Origin of the sequence: Nonomuraea guangzhouensis (assembly GCF_019396345.1) — a bacterium.
GTDB lineage: Bacteria > Actinomycetota > Actinomycetes > Streptosporangiales > Streptosporangiaceae > Nonomuraea > Nonomuraea guangzhouensis.
In genome coordinates, this window is sequence record NZ_JAHKRM010000053.1 from 23266 (window position 1) to 41324 (window position 18059).

General features: G+C 72.7%; 13 protein-coding genes. 8 read left to right on the forward strand and 5 right to left on the reverse strand.

All coding sequences use genetic code 11. The annotated features are described in order from the left end of the window. Positions 1 to 47: 47 nt before the first annotated feature. Positions 48 to 938 (reverse strand): LysR family transcriptional regulator, encoded by an 891-nt coding sequence (locus KME78_RS58995; protein WP_219539029.1) that lies wholly within the window; start codon positions 936 to 938, stop codon positions 48 to 50. 70 nt (positions 939 to 1008) lie between these two features. On the opposite strand from KME78_RS58995, the gene KME78_RS59000 reads away from it, so the two are divergent. From KME78_RS59000 to KME78_RS59015, 4 genes are all read left to right on the forward strand, one after another. Continuing rightward, complete coding sequence (locus KME78_RS59000) at positions 1009 to 2031, forward strand: YeiH family protein (RefSeq protein WP_219539032.1); 1023 nt, start codon at positions 1009 to 1011, stop codon at positions 2029 to 2031. Positions 2032 to 2116: 85 nt separating this feature from the next. Next, entirely contained in the window at positions 2117 to 3043 is a 927-nt protein-coding gene (locus KME78_RS59005; protein ID WP_219539034.1) for a pseudouridine-5'-phosphate glycosidase, read from the forward strand. Continuing rightward, positions 3040 to 3969, forward strand: coding sequence for a carbohydrate kinase family protein (locus KME78_RS59010; RefSeq protein ID WP_219539036.1), 930 nt, complete (start codon positions 3040 to 3042; stop codon positions 3967 to 3969). Before KME78_RS59005 ends, KME78_RS59010 begins: the two co-directional genes overlap by 4 nt. 83 nt (positions 3970 to 4052) lie before the next feature. Continuing rightward, positions 4053 to 6770, forward strand: a complete 2718-nt coding sequence (locus KME78_RS59015; RefSeq protein ID WP_219539038.1) for a hypothetical protein — start codon at positions 4053 to 4055, stop codon at positions 6768 to 6770. Positions 6771 to 6790: 20 nt separating this feature from the next. Here the strand turns inward: KME78_RS59015 and KME78_RS59020 are convergent, their stop codons facing one another. From KME78_RS59020 to KME78_RS59030, 3 genes are read right to left on the reverse strand one after another with little or no spacing between them, the layout of a single operon-like run. Next, positions 6791 to 9835: a helix-turn-helix transcriptional regulator gene (locus KME78_RS59020; protein WP_219539040.1), complete on the reverse strand. Its 3045-nt coding sequence runs from the start codon at positions 9833 to 9835 to the stop codon at positions 6791 to 6793. Between the two features lie 51 nt (positions 9836 to 9886). Continuing rightward, positions 9887 to 10321: a GNAT family N-acetyltransferase gene (locus tag KME78_RS59025; RefSeq protein WP_219539041.1), complete on the reverse strand. Its 435-nt coding sequence runs from the start codon at positions 10319 to 10321 to the stop codon at positions 9887 to 9889. Positions 10322 to 10364: 43 nt separating this feature from the next. Continuing rightward, complete coding sequence (locus KME78_RS59030; protein WP_219539042.1) at positions 10365 to 11294, reverse strand: hypothetical protein; 930 nt, start codon at positions 11292 to 11294, stop codon at positions 10365 to 10367. 89 nt (positions 11295 to 11383) lie between these two features. Here KME78_RS59030 and KME78_RS59035 point away from each other — a divergent pair, with 89 nt between their 5' ends. Genes KME78_RS59035 through KME78_RS59050 form a run of 4 tightly spaced genes read left to right on the forward strand, consistent with a single transcriptional unit; the run spans position 11384 to position 16923 of the window. After that, a complete protein-coding gene (locus KME78_RS59035) occupies positions 11384 to 12970 on the forward strand; it encodes a serine/threonine-protein kinase (protein ID WP_281429199.1) in 1587 nt (528 codons plus the stop codon). A 4-nt stretch (positions 12971 to 12974) separates the two neighbouring features. Beyond that, positions 12975 to 14567, forward strand: coding sequence for a serine/threonine-protein kinase (locus tag KME78_RS59040; RefSeq protein WP_219539046.1), 1593 nt, complete (start codon positions 12975 to 12977; stop codon positions 14565 to 14567). Positions 14568 to 14569: 2 nt separating this feature from the next. Then, positions 14570 to 16159: a serine/threonine-protein kinase gene (locus tag KME78_RS59045; RefSeq protein ID WP_219539047.1), complete on the forward strand. Its 1590-nt coding sequence runs from the start codon at positions 14570 to 14572 to the stop codon at positions 16157 to 16159. Then, on the forward strand, positions 16156 to 16923 hold the full coding sequence (locus tag KME78_RS59050) for a hypothetical protein (protein ID WP_219539048.1): 768 nt from the start codon (positions 16156 to 16158) through the stop codon (positions 16921 to 16923). The genes KME78_RS59045 and KME78_RS59050 overlap by 4 nt, the downstream gene beginning before the upstream one ends. On the opposite strand, the gene KME78_RS59055 is transcribed toward KME78_RS59050, so the two are convergent. Further along, on the reverse strand, positions 16920 to 18056 hold the full coding sequence (locus tag KME78_RS59055; RefSeq protein WP_219539049.1) for an acyl-CoA dehydrogenase family protein: 1137 nt from the start codon (positions 18054 to 18056) through the stop codon (positions 16920 to 16922). The two genes, KME78_RS59050 and KME78_RS59055, sit on opposite strands and share 4 nt — an antisense overlap. Between the last annotated feature and the right edge of the window lie 3 nt (positions 18057 to 18059).

Here is an 18059-nt window from a genome sequence, read left to right on the forward strand (position 1 = left end):
GGTGTCCGATGGATTGACAAGCTCTCGTGCCGTAACGGCAAAACGGCTCATGGGCGGCTGGCGATCGCCAAGAGGGTCGCGGCCGGGGCGGCGAGTGAGCGGCCGCGGCGCCACACCGCGCGCAGGTTCCTGACCAGGTTCAGGCCCGCGAGCGGCACCTCGACCAGCCGTCCCGTGGCCACCTCCGCCTCCACGGCGTATCCGCTGAGCACCGCGGGCGCCGACCCGGCCTGGGCGGCGCCCTTGACGGCCGAGTTCGAGCCCAGCTCCAGCCGCGGGCTGGCGCGGTGCAGGCTCTTGAACGCCACGTCCAGCGTCTCCCGCGTGCCCGACCCGGGCTCGCGCACGACGAGCGGCGTGGCGGCCAGCTCCGCCCCTTTGAGCGCGGTACGGCGGCGCGCCCAGGCATGCCCCGGCGCCACCACGACCACCAGCCGGTCGGTGCCCACCACGCGGCTGGCCAGTCCCTCGGGCACGCTCGGCCCCTCGACGAAGCCCAGCTCCACCTCCCCGGCCAGCACCCGGGCGGCGACGTCGGCGGAGTTCACCACGTCGAGGCCGACCTGGACGCCCGGCTCCCGGTTCTGCAACTCGCCCAGCCAGCGCGGCACCAGGTATTCCGCCACCGTCATGCTCGCCGCCACCCGCAGATGGGCCGCCCCGCTGTGCCGTACCGCCTGGGCGGCGCGCATCAGCTCCTGGGCGGCGGCGAGCACCTGCGCGGCCCAGCCCGCCACCATCTTGCCCTCGGCGGTCAGCGTCGACCCGCGCGGCGTACGCTCCAGCAGCGGCAGGCCCAGACGGCGCTCCAGGTGCGCGATCCGCTTGCTGGCCGACGGCTGGGCGATGCCCGCGACCTTGGCCGCCTGCCCCAGGCTGCCCAGCTCGCCCACGTCGACCAGAAGCTTCAGCGAGTCGAGATCCGGCAGCGTACTCATAGCCACAGGCTATGACCTACCAGGCAACGGATGGCTACCGAGCCCTCGCGGCACTCAGAACACTGGGATCATGACCCTCACCGCCCGCTTGCCGCACGATCGTCCCGACAGCGGCCGTCAGCTTGACGGTCGGCTACCTGGCATCGGCGCGGCGGCGCTGGCGGTGGTGTTCGCGCTGGTCGTGAACCACTTCGTGCCCGTGCTCAGCCCTGCGGTCGTCGCCGTCGTGTCGGGCGCGGCGCTGGCGAACCTGGTGGGCGTCGGCGAGCGGCTCAAGCCCGGTCTGCGGTTCGTCGCGAAGCGGGTGCTGCGTACCGCGATCGTGCTGCTCGGCCTGCAGATCGCGGTGCCGCAGGTGCTGGCGCTGGGCTGGCGGACGGTGGCCGTCGTGGTGCTGGCGACCGGCGTCACGTTCACGCTGACCCCGCTGATCGGCCGCCGCCTCGGTCTCACGCCGGGCACGTCACTGCTGGTCGCCACCGGCGTCTCGATCTGCGGCGCCGCCGCGATCGCGGCCATGCGCGAGAGCACCGACGACTCCTCCGACGATGACGCGGCCAGCGCGCTCAGCGTGGTCGTCCTGTACGGCACCACCGCCATCGCCCTCGTACCGCTGGCTGCGTCCTGGCTCGGGCTGTCACCGACGCAGCTGGGCGTGTGGGCCGGGGCCGCCGTGCACGAGGTGGCCCAGGTGGCCGCGATCGGGGCCGCCTCGGGTGTGCTGGTCACCGCCGTCACCGTCAAGCTGGGGCGCGTCATCCTGCTCGCCCCGATCGTCGCCCTGACCTCCTACCGCCGCCGCCACACCGGACCCGATGCCCCCGGCCGGCCCAAGCAGCCGCCGATCATCCCGCTGTTCGTGGCCGGTTTCCTGGCGATGGTGGCGCTGCGTAGCACCGGCCTGGTCCCCGGCGCCGTGACCACCGCGATCCCCCAGGTCACGAACATCCTCATGGCCGCCGCCCTGTTCGGCCTCGGTACGGGGATCGACGCCCGCATACTGGTCAAGGGCGGACGCGCACTGCTGCTCGGCGCCATTGCCACCGGCCTGGTCGGGGCCGTCTCGCTCGCGGGTGTCATGCTCCTCGTGTGATCATCGATGGACGTGCTTAATCTGAACAAACTTCGTAAAGTAGAGCGTTCCACTTAGCCGCCCTACGAAGGAGCACGAAGCCCGCATGCACCGCGCCGCCGACCCCATCCTCCGGCCGTCCGACGAGGTCGCCGAAGCCCTCGCCACCGGCGCTCCCGTCATGGCCCTGGAGTCCACGATCATCTCGCACGGCCTGCCGCAGCCGCGCAACCTGGAGGTCGCCCGGGAGCTGGAGGACATCGTCAGGGCGGCGGGTGCCGTGCCGGCCACGATCGCGGTGCTCGACGGCGTCGCCCACGTGGGCCTGAACGACGTCGAGCTCGAACGCATCGCGACCGAGTCGGACCTGCGCAAGCTGAGCCAGCGCGACCTGCCGGTGGCGGCGGCGCTGAAGGCGAGCGGTGCGACGACCGTCTCGGCCACCTCGTTCCTGGCGGCCCGCGCGGGCATCCGGATCTTCGCCACCGGCGGGCTCGGCGGCGTGCACCGGGGCTGGATCCAGGAACAGGACGAGTCGGCCGACCTCGACACGCTCGCGCGTACCCGGATCACCATCGTGTGCGCCGGGGTCAAGTCGATCCTGGACGTGCCCGCGACCCTCCAGCGCCTGGAGACCCGCGGCGTGACCGTGGCGGGATACCGTACGGATACCTTCCCCGGCTTCTACCTGCACTCCTCCGGCGAGCCGATCGACTGGCGGATCGAGTCGGCCGACGAGGCCGCGGCCATCATGCGCGGCCAGGACGCGTTCGGCGGCCAGGAGAGCGCGCTGATCGTCGCCAACCCCATCCCGGTGGACCAGCAGCTCGACCCGGCCCTGCACGACCGCGTGCTGGGCGAGGCGCTGGCCGCCGCCGACCGCGAGGGCGTGACCGGGCAGAAGATCACCCCGTTCCTCCTCGGCTATCTGGTGGACGGCACCGGCGGCGCCTCCCTGGAGGCGAACCTGGCCGCGGTCCGCGGCAACGTCACCCTCGCGGCCCAGATTGCGCTCTCCTGGTCACGAGCGTGACCGGCACCGGCCTCCTGGTCATCGGCGACGTCGTCACCGATGTGGTGGCCCTGCACGACACGCCGGTCATGTCGGGCACCGACACGGCCGCCGACATCGTGCTCCGTCCCGGCGGCTCGGGCGCGAACACCGCCTCCTGGGCCGCCCACCTGGGCGCCGACGTACGGCTGCTGGCCAGGCTCGGCTACGACAGCAGTGAGTGGCACACCAGCGAGCTGATCAAGATCGGGGTGCGCCCGCACGTACGCGTCGACCCCGACCATCCGACGGCGATCGTGATCGCGATGGTGGACCGGACCGGCGAACGCTCGTTCCTCACCAACCGGGGCGCGGGCGGCCGGATCTCCGCCGAGGACTGGGACGGCTCCCTGCTCGACGGGGTGGGCCGCCTGCACCTGTCCGGCTACACGCTCTTCGCCGAGCCGGGGCTGCGGCTGGCCAGGCTCGCCATGGCCGAGGCCCGCGCCGCCGGGGTGGCCGTCAGCATGGATCCCGCTTCGACCGGCTTCCTGCGCGAGTTCGGCATCGCCCGCTTCCTCCGCGAATCCGCCCCCGCCGACCTCATCATCCCCAACCGGGACGAAGCCCTCCTGCTCACCGGAGCGCCGACCCTTGAGCGCGCCGCCGAACTGCTCAGTGAGAGGTACGGCACCGCGATCGTCAAGCTGGGACCCCAGGGCGCTCTGGTAGCTTCGGACGGCACGGTGACGGCCGTGACAGCTGGGGTTCCAGCGGACGTCGTGGACTCGACAGGAGCGGGCGACGCGTTCGCTGCGGGATATCTCACAGCAAGATTGAAGGGTGCCGGTGAAGGGCAGTCTTTGGACGCCGGATGCCGGGCCGGAGCCGAGTGTGTGGCCCTGGTGGGCGGTCGGCCACGGTACGGTTTGGAGCTGAACCTTCTTTACCCTATTCACACCGATTGATAGCTTGCCGCGTAGGCTGCACCATTAACCACATGCGTATTGAGTAGCAACACGCGGCTCACTGGGGAGGATAAGGTCCGCCGATGGAAGTCGAGTCATCGATCTGCCTGAGCGACCTGGTCCCTGCCTTGCGCTGGAGCCGTCCCCAGCAAGTCGCGGAGGCGCTGGGCGACCCGCGCCTGCCCGCCGGGTGGTGGTCGTCCGTCGCCCTGTCGAGGGCTCTGAGTACGGCCGGACTCGACTGGATCTGCGACCGGCTCGCGTTGCTGGCCTCGTCCCGCTGGGACCACATGGCCCTCGCCGACCTGCTGCCCGCGCTGACCGTGCACCACATCGACCCGGCGCTGCCCGGCTGGCCGGAGGCCACCCGGACGGCGATCACCGGCCTGGGGGGCTGGCAGCGACTGCGCCGCCTCTCGCCCGGCGACCTGGGCACCCCGTCGGCCACGCCTGAAGTGGTGATCGGCTCGGTGTTCCGCGAGGTGCTCAGCCGCATCCCGATCCAACGCGAACCCGGCCAGCCCGCCCAGCAGCCCGGCCCGGCACAGGCCCGGCCCGGCGCTCACCCGAGACAGGGCCAGCAGCCGGTCCACCCGGCGCAGGGTCACCCAGAGGTGACCCGCCCGCTCCAGCGCGGCACGGTCCCCGGCCAGCGCGACGGAGGCCCGGTCCAGGGCCCGGCACACACCGGCCCGCAGCCCGTGGCCCACGAGAACGGCACCGCTCAACGCCAGACCGGCTCCTTCCCCGGCCAGGCCGCCGCCCAGACGGGTCCCTTCGCCGATCAAGGTGGACCCCAGACAGGCTCCTTCGCCGCTCAGAGCGGGGCCGCCCGCCAGACCGGCTCGTTCCCTGTACCGGGCGGACCTGCTCAGACCGGCTCGTTCCCCGCTTCGGGCGGACCGCCGCAGACCGGCTCGTTCCCGGCGCTCAACAAGGACGGCTCGCCCAGGACCGGCGCGCAGCCGCTGGCCGCTCCGCAGCCCCAGTCCGGCCCCCAGGCGGCCCGCCAGGACGCGAGCTCTCCCGGCACCAATCCTCCCGGCGCCGGCCAGCAGGGCGGCGGCTTCCCGGGCACCGGCCTCCCCGGCCCCGGAGTCCCAAGCGCCAACGCCCCAGGCAACGCGAGCCCCGATCGGACCGGCCCCCACCCCACCACCGGCGGCCCGCACGCTGCTACCGGCCCGCACACCGGTCCGCATCCCACCGCCGGACCGCACACCGGTCCGCACTCCACCGCCGGGCCGCACCCCGCCGCCGGCTCTCAGGCCGGCACGCCGCCCCTCGGCAGCCCGCTCACCCCCGGCGCTCCGGCCACGCCAGGCAGTCCGGCCACGCCAGGCAGCCCGCTCACCCCAGGCAGCCCGATCGCCCCCGACGGCCCGCACACCGGGCCCGCCGCCGACCGTCCCGACGGAACCGGAACGACCCAGCAGGGTCCTCTCCCGGGCGCCGAAGGCGGTGGGAAGCCCCAAACCGGGCCACTCCCGGCCGCCGGGCTGTTCGCCCCCGGATCTGTCACAGGCACCGGGCAGTTCCCCGCGGTCGGGCCACTCGCGGGCACCGGAACGCCCACCGGCAACGGCTCACCCACCACGGGCGGCTTCCCCGGCGACCTGGGCAAAACACCCCGCACGCCGAACGCGGACCCCGCCCCGGCGGCAGGCGCTCCGGGCAACGGCACCGCGTACGGCGCCCCTGCACCGGCCGGCAACGCCACACCGGCGACGCCCGCCCCCTCCGAGACCGACCACGCCATGGTCAGGGTCGTCGACAGCCTGTTCCGCAGCCTGGACAAGCTGGCCCTCGCGGTGGCCGTACACCGCCTGTTCGCCGAAGACCCCGTCAGCCTGCGTACGCTCGCCCACAAGATGCTCGTCGACCGGGACCTTCTCTCCCAGGCACAGCGGACGGCCGAGGAACGCGTGCTGCACTGGCTGCGCTCGTCGGAGTCGGCGCCGGTCACCGGGCACATGTTCCGGCTGACGGAGTGGCTCGGCGCGGCCGCCACCCAGGACCAGCTCATCGGCGCCGACCCGGCCCACCCGGTGATGGTGCCGTCGCTGCGTACGCCGCTCTGGCGGGTGCTCGTGACGCTGATGCCCGACCGTCGCCTCCAGGACGGCTGGCTGGTGGTCGGCGACCTGCACGGTCTGCAGGCCCGTACCAGGCAGCTGCTGGCCGGTCAGCCCGCCGACGCCGACGTCGTGGAACTGCTCAGCGAGCTGGGCATCCGCGCGCACTCGGCCAAGGCCTGGTACGACGCGCTGCCGGAGACGTCAGAGGACCCCGTCGCCTCCGCCCCGTCACCGGCCCAGCCGCTCCCCCGCCGTACTCCCGGAGCCAACGGCCACCACCACAGAGGCGGCCAGCCCATCCCCGCGGCCGAGAGCAAGTCCATTGACCCCTCGGCGGCCCTCGCCACGCTGTCCGCCCTCTCGGGCGGGCGGTCCGCCATGCTGCCGGGCACGCTCGCGGGCACTCCCGCCACCCCGCCGCCCCCGCTGCCGGGCCCTTCGTCGGACCCGCGCCGCTGGCAGCGCATCGAGGTCACCAACGAGCACCTCCGGGGCGGCCCGGTCCCGGTGCCCGAGGGGTACGCCACGCAGCTCGGCATGCGCCCCGGCACCCTCCTGTCGGTCACGGGCCCGGGAGACAACGCCATCGTGCTGGTCTGGCAGGGGCACCAGCCGGTGTTCGACTCGCTCCAGCCGGTCCTCATGCGCCTCAACGCCCGCGCCGGCGACCAGGTGTACGTCACGGTCGACGGCTACCGCCTGGAAGCCCAGCTCACCGGCTGACCGCACGACCGACGAGCTGATCACTCCCCGGCGAAGAGCCGGATCCGATGGGCGACGGCGGAGGCCTCGCCACGGGAGGCGACGCCCAGTTTGGCCAGGATGTTGGAGACGTGCACGCTCACGGTCTTGACCGAGATGAACAGCTCCCCCGCGATCTCCCGGTTGCTGCGCCCCTCGGCCACGTAGCGCAGCACCTCCAGCTCACGCGCCGTCAGCCCCAACGGCAGCCCGTCGGGCGCGGGCTCGTCGGCGACCGCGACCCGGCCCCGCCGCGCGACCGCGTCCAGCCGCTCGACCAGCGGCGTCGCCCCGAGCTGCTCGGCCAGCTCACGGGCCCTGGCCAGCCTGACCCCCGCCCCCTGCCGATCACCGGCCTCCAGCGCCGCCCGGGCGGCGCCTTCCAGCGTCTGAGCCTCGGAGTAGGGCTGCCGCAGCCCCGCCCAAGCCTCCACGGCCGCGTCCCACGCCTTGACCCGCGCACCATCGAGCCCGGCCACAGAATCGGCCGCAGAATCAGCCGCGGATCCGCCGACGACCCCAGGACCGGGCCCCGCGCCAGCACCCGAGCCGGACCCAGCGCCCGAGCCAAAACCTGAGCCAAAACCTGAGCCAAAACCTGAGCCCGAGCCGGACTCAGCCCCCGAGCCCGAGCCGGACCCCAGCTCAGCCTCGGACAGGCCCGCCAAAGCCAGGTAAGTGAGTCGCAGAGCCTGCTGGTAGTCGCCCGCCGCCTCAAGCCACCCCGCGACCGTCCGCAGCTCCGCCCCGATCTCCCCGCCCAACCGCGCGAACGTCACCAGCACCGGCCACGCGTATCGCGGACTGGCCAGCAGATCCTGCTCGCGCAGTGTCCGAGCCGCCGCCTCCCGCGCCTCGTCCAGGCGCCCCCGCGCCAGCAGCAGCTCGACCTCCCTGCAGGCGTGCGGCAGCACGTTCTGGTCGCGGAACCGCCCGCGCATCAGCACGCTGCGCGAGGCCACGAACAGCTCCTCGGCCCGATCGATCCGCCCGCGCGCGAGCGCGATGTCGGAGGCGATCCCCTGCAGGCTGGCCCGGTAGGGCGGCGGTGGGGTGAGCTCCAGGGCGTGCTCGATCACCTCCAGCGCCTCGTCCCAGCGCCCGAGCGACATCAGGGGCTCGGCCAGGTTGATCGACAGGAACGTGCCCGAGGTGCGCGCCAAACCGTAGCGTGCGGCCTCGGCGACGCCGTCGCGGGCGACCTGGGCGGCACGTTCGTGCCGGCCGGCGCCCTCCAGCACGTCGGACTCGGAGATGGCGCCGCGCAGCATCGCGTTGTAGGCGTCGGCCGAGGCCGCGATGCGGCGCGCTTCGGCGAACCCGCCGAGGTTGGCCTCGACGTCGGAGAACTGGCAGCGTGCCCAGGTCAGGGTGATCAGCGCGTGCGCCTCGGTGTTGGCGTCGCCCACCTCGTGGCCGATCTCCATGGCCAGCCGGGCCGTGGAGATCTTCTCCTGCCAGCCGTCGTAGAGCATGCGGGCCAGGGTCTCCAGCACCTGGGCCCGCAGGGCGGGCTGGTCGTCGGGCACCAGCGAGGCCGCCCGGCGCAGATCGTCGACGTGGCCGGGACGGCTGAGGTCGTAGGCGGTGAGACCGCGTTGCCGCAGCAGCCTCGCGGCCGTGGCGGGCTCGGCCGCCTCGTCGATCTCGGCGAGCCCGGCGCCGGCCAGGGCGATCGCGCGTTCGTACTCGCCCGTCAGGTGGGCGACCGTGGCCGTCTGCCGGAGCACGTTGACGCGGTCGATGCCGATGCGCTCCGCGGCGTCGGGCACCTGGTCCCACAGCTCCAGCACCCGGGACAGCATCCTGTGCTGCTCGTCGTAGGCGGTGGAGCGGCGGGCGGCGGCGGCCGCGTGCCAGGCGCTGACCAGCGCCCAGGTGGTGTCGTGGGCGGCGTGCCAGTGGTGGGCCAGCTCGATCGCGCCGCGCGGGGCGGGCAGGATCGACAGGTCGTGCTCCAGCGCCTCGGCGAAGCGCGTGTGCAGGCGGGTGTGCTCGCCCGGCAGCAGGTCGTCGTGGAGCGCCTCGCGGATCAGCGCGTGCCTGAAGGAGTAGCCTTCGCCGTCCACGACGAGCACGTTGCCGGCCACGGCGGGCCGCAGCGCGTTGGACAGGGCCCCGTCGTCCATCCCGGCGACGGCGGACAGCAGGGCGTGCTCGATGCGCTGGCCGCCCGCGCTGGCCACGCGGAGCAGCTCCTGGGTGTCGTCGGGCAGCCGCTCGACACTGGCGAGCAGCAGGTCGCGCAGCGACTCCGGCAGCGCCTCGCCGGCGCCGGACTCACTGAGCAGCGCCTCCACGAACAGCGGGTTGCCCTCGCTGCGCGCGTAGACCAGGTCCAGGTCGAGGTCGGACAGCTCGCGCTCCAGGATGCTCGCCGCCTGCTCCACGACCTCCCTGCGGGTGAGCCTGCGCAGCTCCAGCCTGGCCACCCAGTGGACGCGGCCCAGCTCGGCCAGCAGCGGGCGCAGCGGGTGGGTGCGGTGCAGCTCGTCGGAGCGGTAGGTGACGACGATCAGCAGCCGTACGTCGGAACGCTGGTAGCGGACCAGGAACGAGAGCAGGTCGCGGGTGGAGCGGTCGGCCCAGTGGGCGTCCTCGATGACCAGGACGACCGGCCGGTCCTCCGCCAGCCGCTCCAGCAGGCCGAGCAGCTGCTCGAAGAGCCGGGCCCGGGCCTCGGGGCCGTCGCCGTCGGGCTCGCCGAACTCGGGCAGCAGCCGGGCCAGCCCGCGCGTGGTGCCACCGGGCACCAGGGCCGCCACGCCGTCGCGGCCGAGCTCGCGCACCAGGCCACGCAGCACCGCGGTGAAGGGGGCGAACGGCAGGCCCTCGGTGCCCAGCTCCAGGCAGCCGCCGACGAGCACCATCGCCTCGCCCGCCCGATCGGCGAACTCCCTGATGAGGCGCGTCTTGCCGACTCCCGCCTCGCCGCCGACCAGCACGGTGGCCGCCGCGCCGGTCCGGACGCCGGTCAGGGCCCCGTCGAGCGCGCCCAGCTCCGCGGCGCGACCGACGAACAGCGGGCTCACCGCGTGGATGCTCACGCCCCAAGAATGCCATCCGGCGGTGACAGAAACCGACGGCGGGACCTGCCGCTAGCGCAGGACCTTCCTGAACATGGTCGCCGACGCCTCGTAGCCCAGCGCGTGGTAGAACTCGGGCGCCCGCCGCGTCGCCATGGCCACGTAACCGGCCTCTCTCGAGCGGGCCCAGGTCTCGAACTCCACCAGCAGCGCCCGGCCGATGCCCTGCCGGCGCGACCCGCTCTGCACCATCGCCTCCTCGACCCAGGCGATGGGCCCGTTCGCGAACAGCGTGAGGTGCACGAACCCCAGCAGGTAACCCTGGACCCGCCCACCCACCACGGCCGCGATCAGCATGACGTCGTCGTCGCGCAGCAACTGCGGCAGCGCCGCGTCGAAGGCTTTGCGCTCGGGCCTGAAGGTCAGCCCGAACTCCCTGGCCAAGGCGAACAACTCGTCCGCGTCGGCCTCCTCCGCTCTCCTGATGTGGAGATCGTCTGACGTCATGTCGTACGACCTTAGGTCGTGGCGTGGCCGCCGTCCAATCACCTCAGCGTGTCAGCGCCTTGACAGTCTGTTCGGCGACCTCCTGGGCGCCCTTCATGAGCACGTCTTCGGCGACGGGCTTGGTGTTCGCGCCCTGGGCGGTGATCTGGCCGTCCTTGTTGTCGGTGCCGAAGTAGCGGACGTTGATCGTCGTGTTGCCCATCACGATGTACGCCCAGACGTTCGTGGTGCCCTTGAGGTTCTGGGTGTACATGGCGTGGGTCTCGTCGCCGATGCCGTCGAGGTCCTTCATCTCACCGTACGTGCTCAGGTACTTCAGGCCGGGGTTCTCCTCCTTGGTGCCCGCCATGTCCTTCATCGAGTCGAAGTTGAAGTCGGCGTCCTCCCGCGCGTCCTCGACGCTGGGCCAGACGTTGACCGCCAGGAAGATGGTCCGCGACTCAAGAATGCCGTTCTTGATGTTCTTGGCCTTCGGCGTCCACTCGCAGCCCTTGCGCAGGGCGCCGTACCCGTCCTTCTGGACGCCCGGCTCGGACTGCGACTTGGGCGCCAGCCGCGTGGTCAGGCTCGCGGGCAGCAGGTCGCACACCTCGGGCACCGCCTTCAGCGGCGGGAAGGTGGAGGTGGCCGCGGGCGTCTCCGCCGCGTCGGACGAGGGCGCCGACGAGGGCAGCCCGGACGACGAGGGGAGCGACGACGGCAGCGTGGAAGGCAGCGTGGACGGGAGTGTGGAGGGCAGGTCGGACGGAAGGTCGAACGAGGGTGACGGCAGCGCGACAGGAGTGGCCTCCTGGCCGACGTTACGTACCGCGATGAGCCCCCCGCCCAGCACCGCCACCGCCGCGGCCCCCGCCAGGACGGCCTTGGCCCAGCCTGGCGCCTTCGACGTGACGGGCCGCTCGCCGCCCCCGTCCGGCCAGTACGAGGCCGGAGGTACGGGTGGCGCCTGCGGTGCCTGCGGGCCCTGGATCATGGCCACCCCTAAACTCGACGATCATTACAAATGGGCTGCTGTTACCGCGTACGGGACGGAAATATAGCGAACCGAAAGTGCGGAACACTATGGTCTCCAGCGTGCCTGGTCTGGGGGATTCCAAAATCGCAGGCCGCTATCGGGTGCTACGGGCGCTCGGTCAGGGTGGCATGGGCACGATCTGGCTCGCTCACGACGAGCTGCTCGATCGCCAGGTCGCCATCAAGGAAGTGCTGCTCCCGCAGTCTCTTGCGCCGGCCGAGCGGGCCGAGGCGCTCCAGCGGGCCATGCGCGAGGCGATGGCGGCTGCCCAGGTGCGGCACCCGGGCATCATCACCATTCACGACGTGCTGTCCGAGGACGGGCGGCCGTGGATCGTCATGGAGCTGCTCAGGGGTCGCGACCTGAAGGACGCGGTGGCCGCCGAGGGTCCGTGGTCGCCGGAGCGCACCGCGGCGCTCGGGCTGCGGGTGCTGGAGGCGCTGTCCGTCGCCCACGCGCACGGCATTCAACATCGCGACGTCAAGCCCGCCAACGTGTTCCTGACCGAGGACGGCCGGGTGGTGCTGACCGACTTCGGCATCGCCAAGCTGGAGGACCAGGCGACGATCACCGAGTCGGGGCTGCTGATCGGGTCACCGGGGTTCATCGCCCCGGAGCGGTTACGCGGCGAGCGCGGCGGGCCCGAGTCGGACCTGTGGTCGCTGGCCGCCACGCTCTACGCGGCCGTGGAGGGCCAGGCTCCCTATGTCGGCACCTCTCCCATGTCGGTGCTGCGTGACGCCCTGACCCTGCCGCCCCGGCCGCCCCAGCGCGCCGGGCACCTCGGGCCGGTGCTGATGCTGATGCTGGCCCGCGAGCCGTACCAGCGACCCGTCCCGCAGGCGGCCGAGCAGTTGCTGCGGCGGGTCGCGGAGGGCGGGCCGGCGCTGGCGGCCACGCAGCCGATCGCCAGGCGCGCCAACCGGCTGCCGATCGTCGTCGGCGGCGCGGTCGTCGCGGCGGCGGTGGCGGCGGTCGCGTTCGTGGCCCTGCGGCCCGCGGACACCCCCGCGAAACCCGTGGCGGAGCCCGTGAAGCAGCAGGCGCCGACCACGTCGGCCGCCTCGACCCCCACGCCCACCCCCACCAGGGAACCGGAGCCGGAGAAGACCCCCAAGTTCACCGCCGCCGTGAATCTGTGCACCCTGCTCACCCCCGCCCAGGTCGCCAAGCTCGCGCCCGGCGTGGGCAAGGGCAGGCGCGACGGCGACTCGTGCGAGTGGACCACCCGTGGCACGGGACTGTCCGCAGCGGTGCTGACCGGTTCCGCCGGGAGCGACAAGTGGAGCGCGGTTCCGGAGGACGCCGAGGAACACTACGTCAACCTGCGCAACCTTCGCGGCCAGGACGCGGAGATCACGTGGTCCTGGCCGGAGATCGGCCTCGCCAAGCCGATCAAACAGCAGCGCAGGAACGTCCAGGACATCGACGGCATCGGCGACGAGGCGTTCGGCTACGAACTGGTCAGCCCCAAGGGCAACGCCGAGAACGTCACCGTGATCTTCCGGCTCAGCAACGTGAACGTCGAGATCGGTTATGTCAACGTCAACAAGATCGGCAACAACGCCGCCCTGCGCAAGGGAGCGCGCGACGCCGCGCGCCGGCTGGCCGAGGCATTGAACCGCCAGGAGTGAGGCAATGAACCAACCGCGACTCGTGGGCGGCCGCTACCAACTGCTCGAACAGCTCGGCCGCGGCGGCATGGGCATCGTCTGGCGCGCGCACGACACGATGATCGGCCGCGAGGTGGCGGTGAAGCAGGTGCTGATCCCGCCGAACCTCTCCCCCGCCGACCAGGCCGCGCTGCGCGACCGTACGTTGTACGAGGCCCGCGCGGCGGCCGGGATCCGGCACCCGGCGGTGGTCGGCATCCACGACGTGATCGACGACGGCGGCCAGCCGTGGATCGTCATGGAGCTGGTCCGTGGGCGCTCGCTCGACCAGGCAGTCAAGACCGGCGGGCCGATGTCGGCGGCCTGGGCGGCCTCGATCGGCCTGTTCGTGCTGTCGGCGCTGGCCTCCGCGCACACGCGCGGCCTGCTCCACCGCGACGTCAAACCAGGCAACGTGCTGCTCGCCGATGACGGCCGCATCCTGCTGTCCGACTTCGGCATCGCCGCTCCGACGGGTGCGGCCGCCCAGCAGGGCGGTGTACCGGTGGGCACGGCCGGCTTCACCGCGCCCGAATGCCTGACCGAGGGCGTCGCGCCGGGGCCGGCGTCCGACCTGTTCTCGCTCGGCGCGACGATCTACGCGGCGGTGGAGGGCGTACAGCCGTTCCAGCGCAACACGGCGATGGCCACGCTCGGCGCGGTGATGACCGAGCCTCCCCGGCCGCCGCAGCGCGCGGGCGAGCTCGCCCCGCTCCTGCTCGGCCTGCTGGCCAAGGACCCCGCACACCGGCCCGACGTGCGCGCGCTGCGCCGGGGGCTGGAGCGGGTCGCGGGCCACGCGGCCACCGTCAGGACGCCCGCGCCCGCGTGGGTGGTCTCGCGCGGGGCCGCGTACGGCTCGGCGGCGGCCGTGGTCGTGGCGTTCGTCGTCGCGGTCACGCTCATCCTCACCACGGGGTCCTCCGCCACGCCGTCGCCGCGGAGCACACCGGTGGCGGCGCGTACCACGAAACCGGCGCCCAGCAAGGCCCCGACCAGCGCGGCACCGACCGCGTCGGCTTCGCCTTCGACCAGTTCCTCCCCCGCGGCCACACTGCCGGCCGGGAAGTTCTCCAAGATGCCCCGGCCCTGTCAGTTGCTCACCAAGGAGCAGGCCACCCGGCTCGTCGGCACGTTCCTCACCTCGTCGACCGACCCGACCTTCAGGTGTGCGTGGGCGACCGCGGGCTTCCCGCCGGCGGGCAAGCAGCTGAGCGTCTTCCTGACGCTCTGGCTGTACCCGCCGCAGGGCGACGGCTACGAGACCACGCTCGCGCAGGAGCACATCGCCGGGGCGAAGAAGGAGGCCGAGGACAAGGCGGGCAGGGGCGGCACCGGCGAGAAGCAGGGCGAGGTCTTCGAGATCCCCGGCGCGGGCGAGGAGGCCATCGCGTACGAGATCTCCAGGGTGAAGTTCAACAACAAGCACGAGGTCGAGGTGCATGTGCTCTTCCGCACCGGCAACATGGTGGGTGAGTTCCGCTTCGTGCACGACGTGGCCAAGGACGCCGCCCTGCGGGACAAGGCCGCGCAGGCCGCCAAGTTCCTCGCCGCGAACCTCGACGCCAAGTCCTCCTGACCATGCGCGTGATCGCCGGACGCTACCAGCTGCTCGCCCCGCTCGGCGCGGGCGGCGCGGGCACGGTGTGGCGGGCGCGTGACGAGCTGCTGCACCGCGAGGTCGCGGTCAAGGAGGTACGGCTGCCGCCCGGCCAGGACCAGCAGCGGGCCCTGGTCGACACGCTGCGCGAGGCCAGGGCGGCGGCGGCGCTGAACCACCCGTCGATCATCACCGTGCACGACGTGATCTCCGAGGGCGGCCAGCCCTGGATCATCATGGACCTGCTCGCGGGCAGATCCCTGGGCGAGCTGGTCAAGCAACGCGGCCCGCTGCCGCCCGGCCACGTCGCCACGATCGGCCTGCGCGTGCTCGACGCCCTGGAGGCCGCTCACCGCCGCGGCATCCTGCACCGGGACGTGAAGCCGGGCAACGTGATGATCACCGATCTCGGCGAGGTCGTCCTGACCGACTTCGGCATCGCCGCACATACGGGTGACGTCCCCGGCGCGGGTACGGCAGCCGCCGCGGCGCACTCCGGCGGCGTCGCGGGCTCCCCCGGCTACATCGCGCCCGAGCACCTGCGCGGCGAGCCGTCGGGCCCGATGGCCGACCTGTGGTCGCTCGGCGCCACCCTGTACCTGGCCGCCGAGGGCCGGGCGCCGTTCGAGCGCGACTCGGCGATGGCGATCGTCGCGGCCGTGCTCACGATGCCCCCGCCGCCGCCCGTCAACGCGGGCCCGCTCGGCGGCCTGCTCCTGGCGATGCTCGACCGGAACCCGGCGGTCCGGCCGCACCCGCAGGGCATCAGGGCGCACCTGGAGTCGCTGGCGGTCCCGCTGCCCGTCCGGCCGCGCGAGACCGCGCCCGCCACCGTCCCGGTGCGGGCGCGCCGGCGCCGCACACCGTACGTGCTGGGCGGCCTGGCGGCGGCCACGGCCATCGCGGTCACGGCGGTCGTGCTCCTCAATGGCTCCGGCGGCTCCGGGGGCTCCCCCGCCGTCACGACGCCGGCCACCCAGATCGCCCAGCCCGCCTCGACCGCGGCGCCCTCTCCGACGACAAGCACGACGACGAGCACGACGACGGGTACGGCGCCCCCGACCAGCCCGGCCAGGGGGGACGGCGCGTTCGGCCGCCCGCCGAAGGCGTGCTCGCTCCTGACCGACGAGCAGGCGCAGCGTGTCCTGCCCGGCTCTCGCTCCCGGCAGCCCCGCCTCTACGACGAGAGCGAGTGCTACTGGTCGGTCGGGCTCGGCGGGCTCTTCGAGACCACCTCCATCAACCTCAAGGTCAAGCACTCCAGCGAGGTCAAGGCCGCCGAACACGCCTACACGAAGGCCGTACAGGCTCGCGACGGGGAGGCCGGCAGCGAGCAGACGGTGACGACCTCGCGCATCAGAACGGTGAGCGCGGGCGACGAGGCGGCCGCCCAGGACAAGGAAGCCGGCATCATCCACACCTCGACCACCACCATATGGATGCGGATCAGCAACGTGATCATCCAGGTGGCGGTCAGCCATCCGAAGCGAACGAAGGTGACCCCGCAGCTCCGGGACACCGCTCTCAGGACCGCCCGCGCGGTGGCCGACACCCTCCAGAAGGCGCGATGAACGACTACCAGCAGCAGGACTTCCCGACCGCGGCTGTGCGGCACACCGCTCCCACCCAGCAGTCCCGCCCCGGGCTGCGGGTGACGCCCGCGATCCTGAGCGGGGCGTCGGCCGTGGTCGTGCTCATGCTGTTCACCGTCCTGTTCCTGCTCACCCGGCAGCCGGACAAGCCGGCCGTGCCCGTGGCCGTCGCGACCACGCGCACGGCCGAGCCCGCACCCACCGAGGCTTCACCCACCGAGCAGGCCACCACGAGCGAGCCAGCGCCGACCGGGACCGCCACGTTCACCAAGACCGTCGACCCCTGCGCGGTCACCGACGAGGACCTGGTCAAGAAGCTGACGCTGTTCCCGGACAAGTCGCAGATCAAGGCCGAGGAGTGCGTGTGGTCGACGCTCGCGCCCGGCTCGGGGATGCCGGGCAACATGCAGTACCGGCTCGAGGTGTACGTGAAGGTCTTCCCGGGGGATCTGGCGGCGGCGCAGGAGCAGTTCCTGGGACAGCGTCAGGAGGCCGTCCTGCTCGCCAGAACCTCCACCCCCGCCGAGCCGCCCATCGGCGACGCCTCCTGGACCACCCTGTACACACTGCCCGGCGACACGGGCAAGGGACCGACCACCGCGACCGTCGGCGTCCGGGTCAGCAACGCGGTGATCCAGGTCGCCTACCAGCGGCACGTCACCGAGGACCCGGCGGGCCGGCTGACCAAGGGCGCCCTGGACGTGGCCAGATCGGTCGCCGAGAAACTCGGCACGTCGAACTAGAGGTCGCCCAGGCCGAGCTGGCGGGCGATCAGCATGCGCTGGACCTCGCTGGTGCCCTCGCCGATCTCCAGGATCTTGGCGTCGCGGTAGAAGCGGCCCACCGGGAACTCGTTCATGAACCCGTACCCGCCGAAGATCTGCGTCGCGTCGCGGGAGTTGTCCATGGCGGCGTTGGAGGAGACGAGCTTCGCGATCGCCGCCTCCTTCTTGAACGGCACGCCGGCCAGCATCTTCTCGGCCGCGTGGTAGTAGGCCAGGCGGGCGGTGTGGACGCGGGCCTCCATGTCGGCGATCTTGAACTGGATGGCCTGGTAGTGGCCGATCGCGTGGCCGAACGCGCGCCGGTCCCTGACGTAGCGCAGGCATTCGTCCACGCAGCCCTGGGCCAGGCCGACGCCGACGGCGGCGATGGCGATGCGGCCCTCGTCGAGCGTCTGCAGGAACTGGGCGTAGCCGCGGCCGCGCTCGCCGAGCAGGTTCTCGGCGGGGACGCGGCAGTCGGAGAAGGACAGCTCCCTGGTGTCGGAGGCGTTCCAGCCGACCTTGGAGTACTTCTTCGAGACCGTGAAGCCGGGCGTCCCCGACGGCACGAGGATGGTGGAGATCTGCCGCTCGCCGGTGAGCGCGGCGACGCCGACCACGCCGGTGATGTCGGTGCCCGAGTTGGTGATGAAGGCCTTGGTCCCGTTGATCACCCATTCGGCGCCGTCGAGCGTGGCCGTGGTGCGCATGCCGCCGGGCACGTCGGAGCCGCCGCCGGGCTCGGTCAGGCCGAACGCGCCGAGGGTCTCGCCCGCCGCCATCGCCGGCAGCCAGGCCGCCCGCTGCTCGGGCGTACCGAATCGGTAGATCGGCATGGCGCCGAGCGACACCGCGGCCTCCAGCGTGATCGCCACGCTGGAGTCGGCGCGGGCCAGCTCCTCCAGGGCCAGGCAGAGCGCGAAGTAGTCGCCGCCCATGCCGCCGTACTCCTCGGGGAACGGCAGGCCGAACAGGCCCATCGCGCCCATCCGGCGCACGATGTCGTACGGGAACTCCTCCCGCTCGTAGAAGTCGCCGATCACCGGCGCCACCACGTCGCGGGCGAACGCCTCGACGGTCTTGCGCAGCTCTTCGTATTCGTCGGTGAGCATGGT

Bases quoted from the DNA above. Each gene is read 5' to 3' on its own strand.
- KME78_RS58995 (WP_219539029.1), bottom strand. From the start codon at position 938: ATGAGTACGCTGCCGGATCTCGACTCGCTGAAGCTTCTGGTCGACGTG.
- KME78_RS59000 (WP_219539032.1), top strand. From the start codon at position 1,009: ATGACCCTCACCGCCCGCTTGCCGCACGATCGTCCCGACAGCGGCCGT.
- KME78_RS59005 (WP_219539034.1), top strand. From the start codon at position 2,117: ATGCACCGCGCCGCCGACCCCATCCTCCGGCCGTCCGACGAGGTCGCC.
- KME78_RS59015 (WP_219539038.1), top strand. From the start codon at position 4,053: ATGGAAGTCGAGTCATCGATCTGCCTGAGCGACCTGGTCCCTGCCTTG.
- KME78_RS59025 (WP_219539041.1), bottom strand. From the start codon at position 10,321: ATGACGTCAGACGATCTCCACATCAGGAGAGCGGAGGAGGCCGACGCG.
- KME78_RS59030 (WP_219539042.1), bottom strand. From the start codon at position 11,294: ATGATCCAGGGCCCGCAGGCACCGCAGGCGCCACCCGTACCTCCGGCC.
- KME78_RS59035 (WP_281429199.1), top strand. From the start codon at position 11,384: ATGGTCTCCAGCGTGCCTGGTCTGGGGGATTCCAAAATCGCAGGCCGC.
- KME78_RS59040 (WP_219539046.1), top strand. From the start codon at position 12,975: ATGAACCAACCGCGACTCGTGGGCGGCCGCTACCAACTGCTCGAACAG.
- KME78_RS59045 (WP_219539047.1), top strand. From the start codon at position 14,570: ATGCGCGTGATCGCCGGACGCTACCAGCTGCTCGCCCCGCTCGGCGCG.
- KME78_RS59050 (WP_219539048.1), top strand. From the start codon at position 16,156: ATGAACGACTACCAGCAGCAGGACTTCCCGACCGCGGCTGTGCGGCAC.
- KME78_RS59055 (WP_219539049.1), bottom strand. From the start codon at position 18,056: ATGCTCACCGACGAATACGAAGAGCTGCGCAAGACCGTCGAGGCGTTC.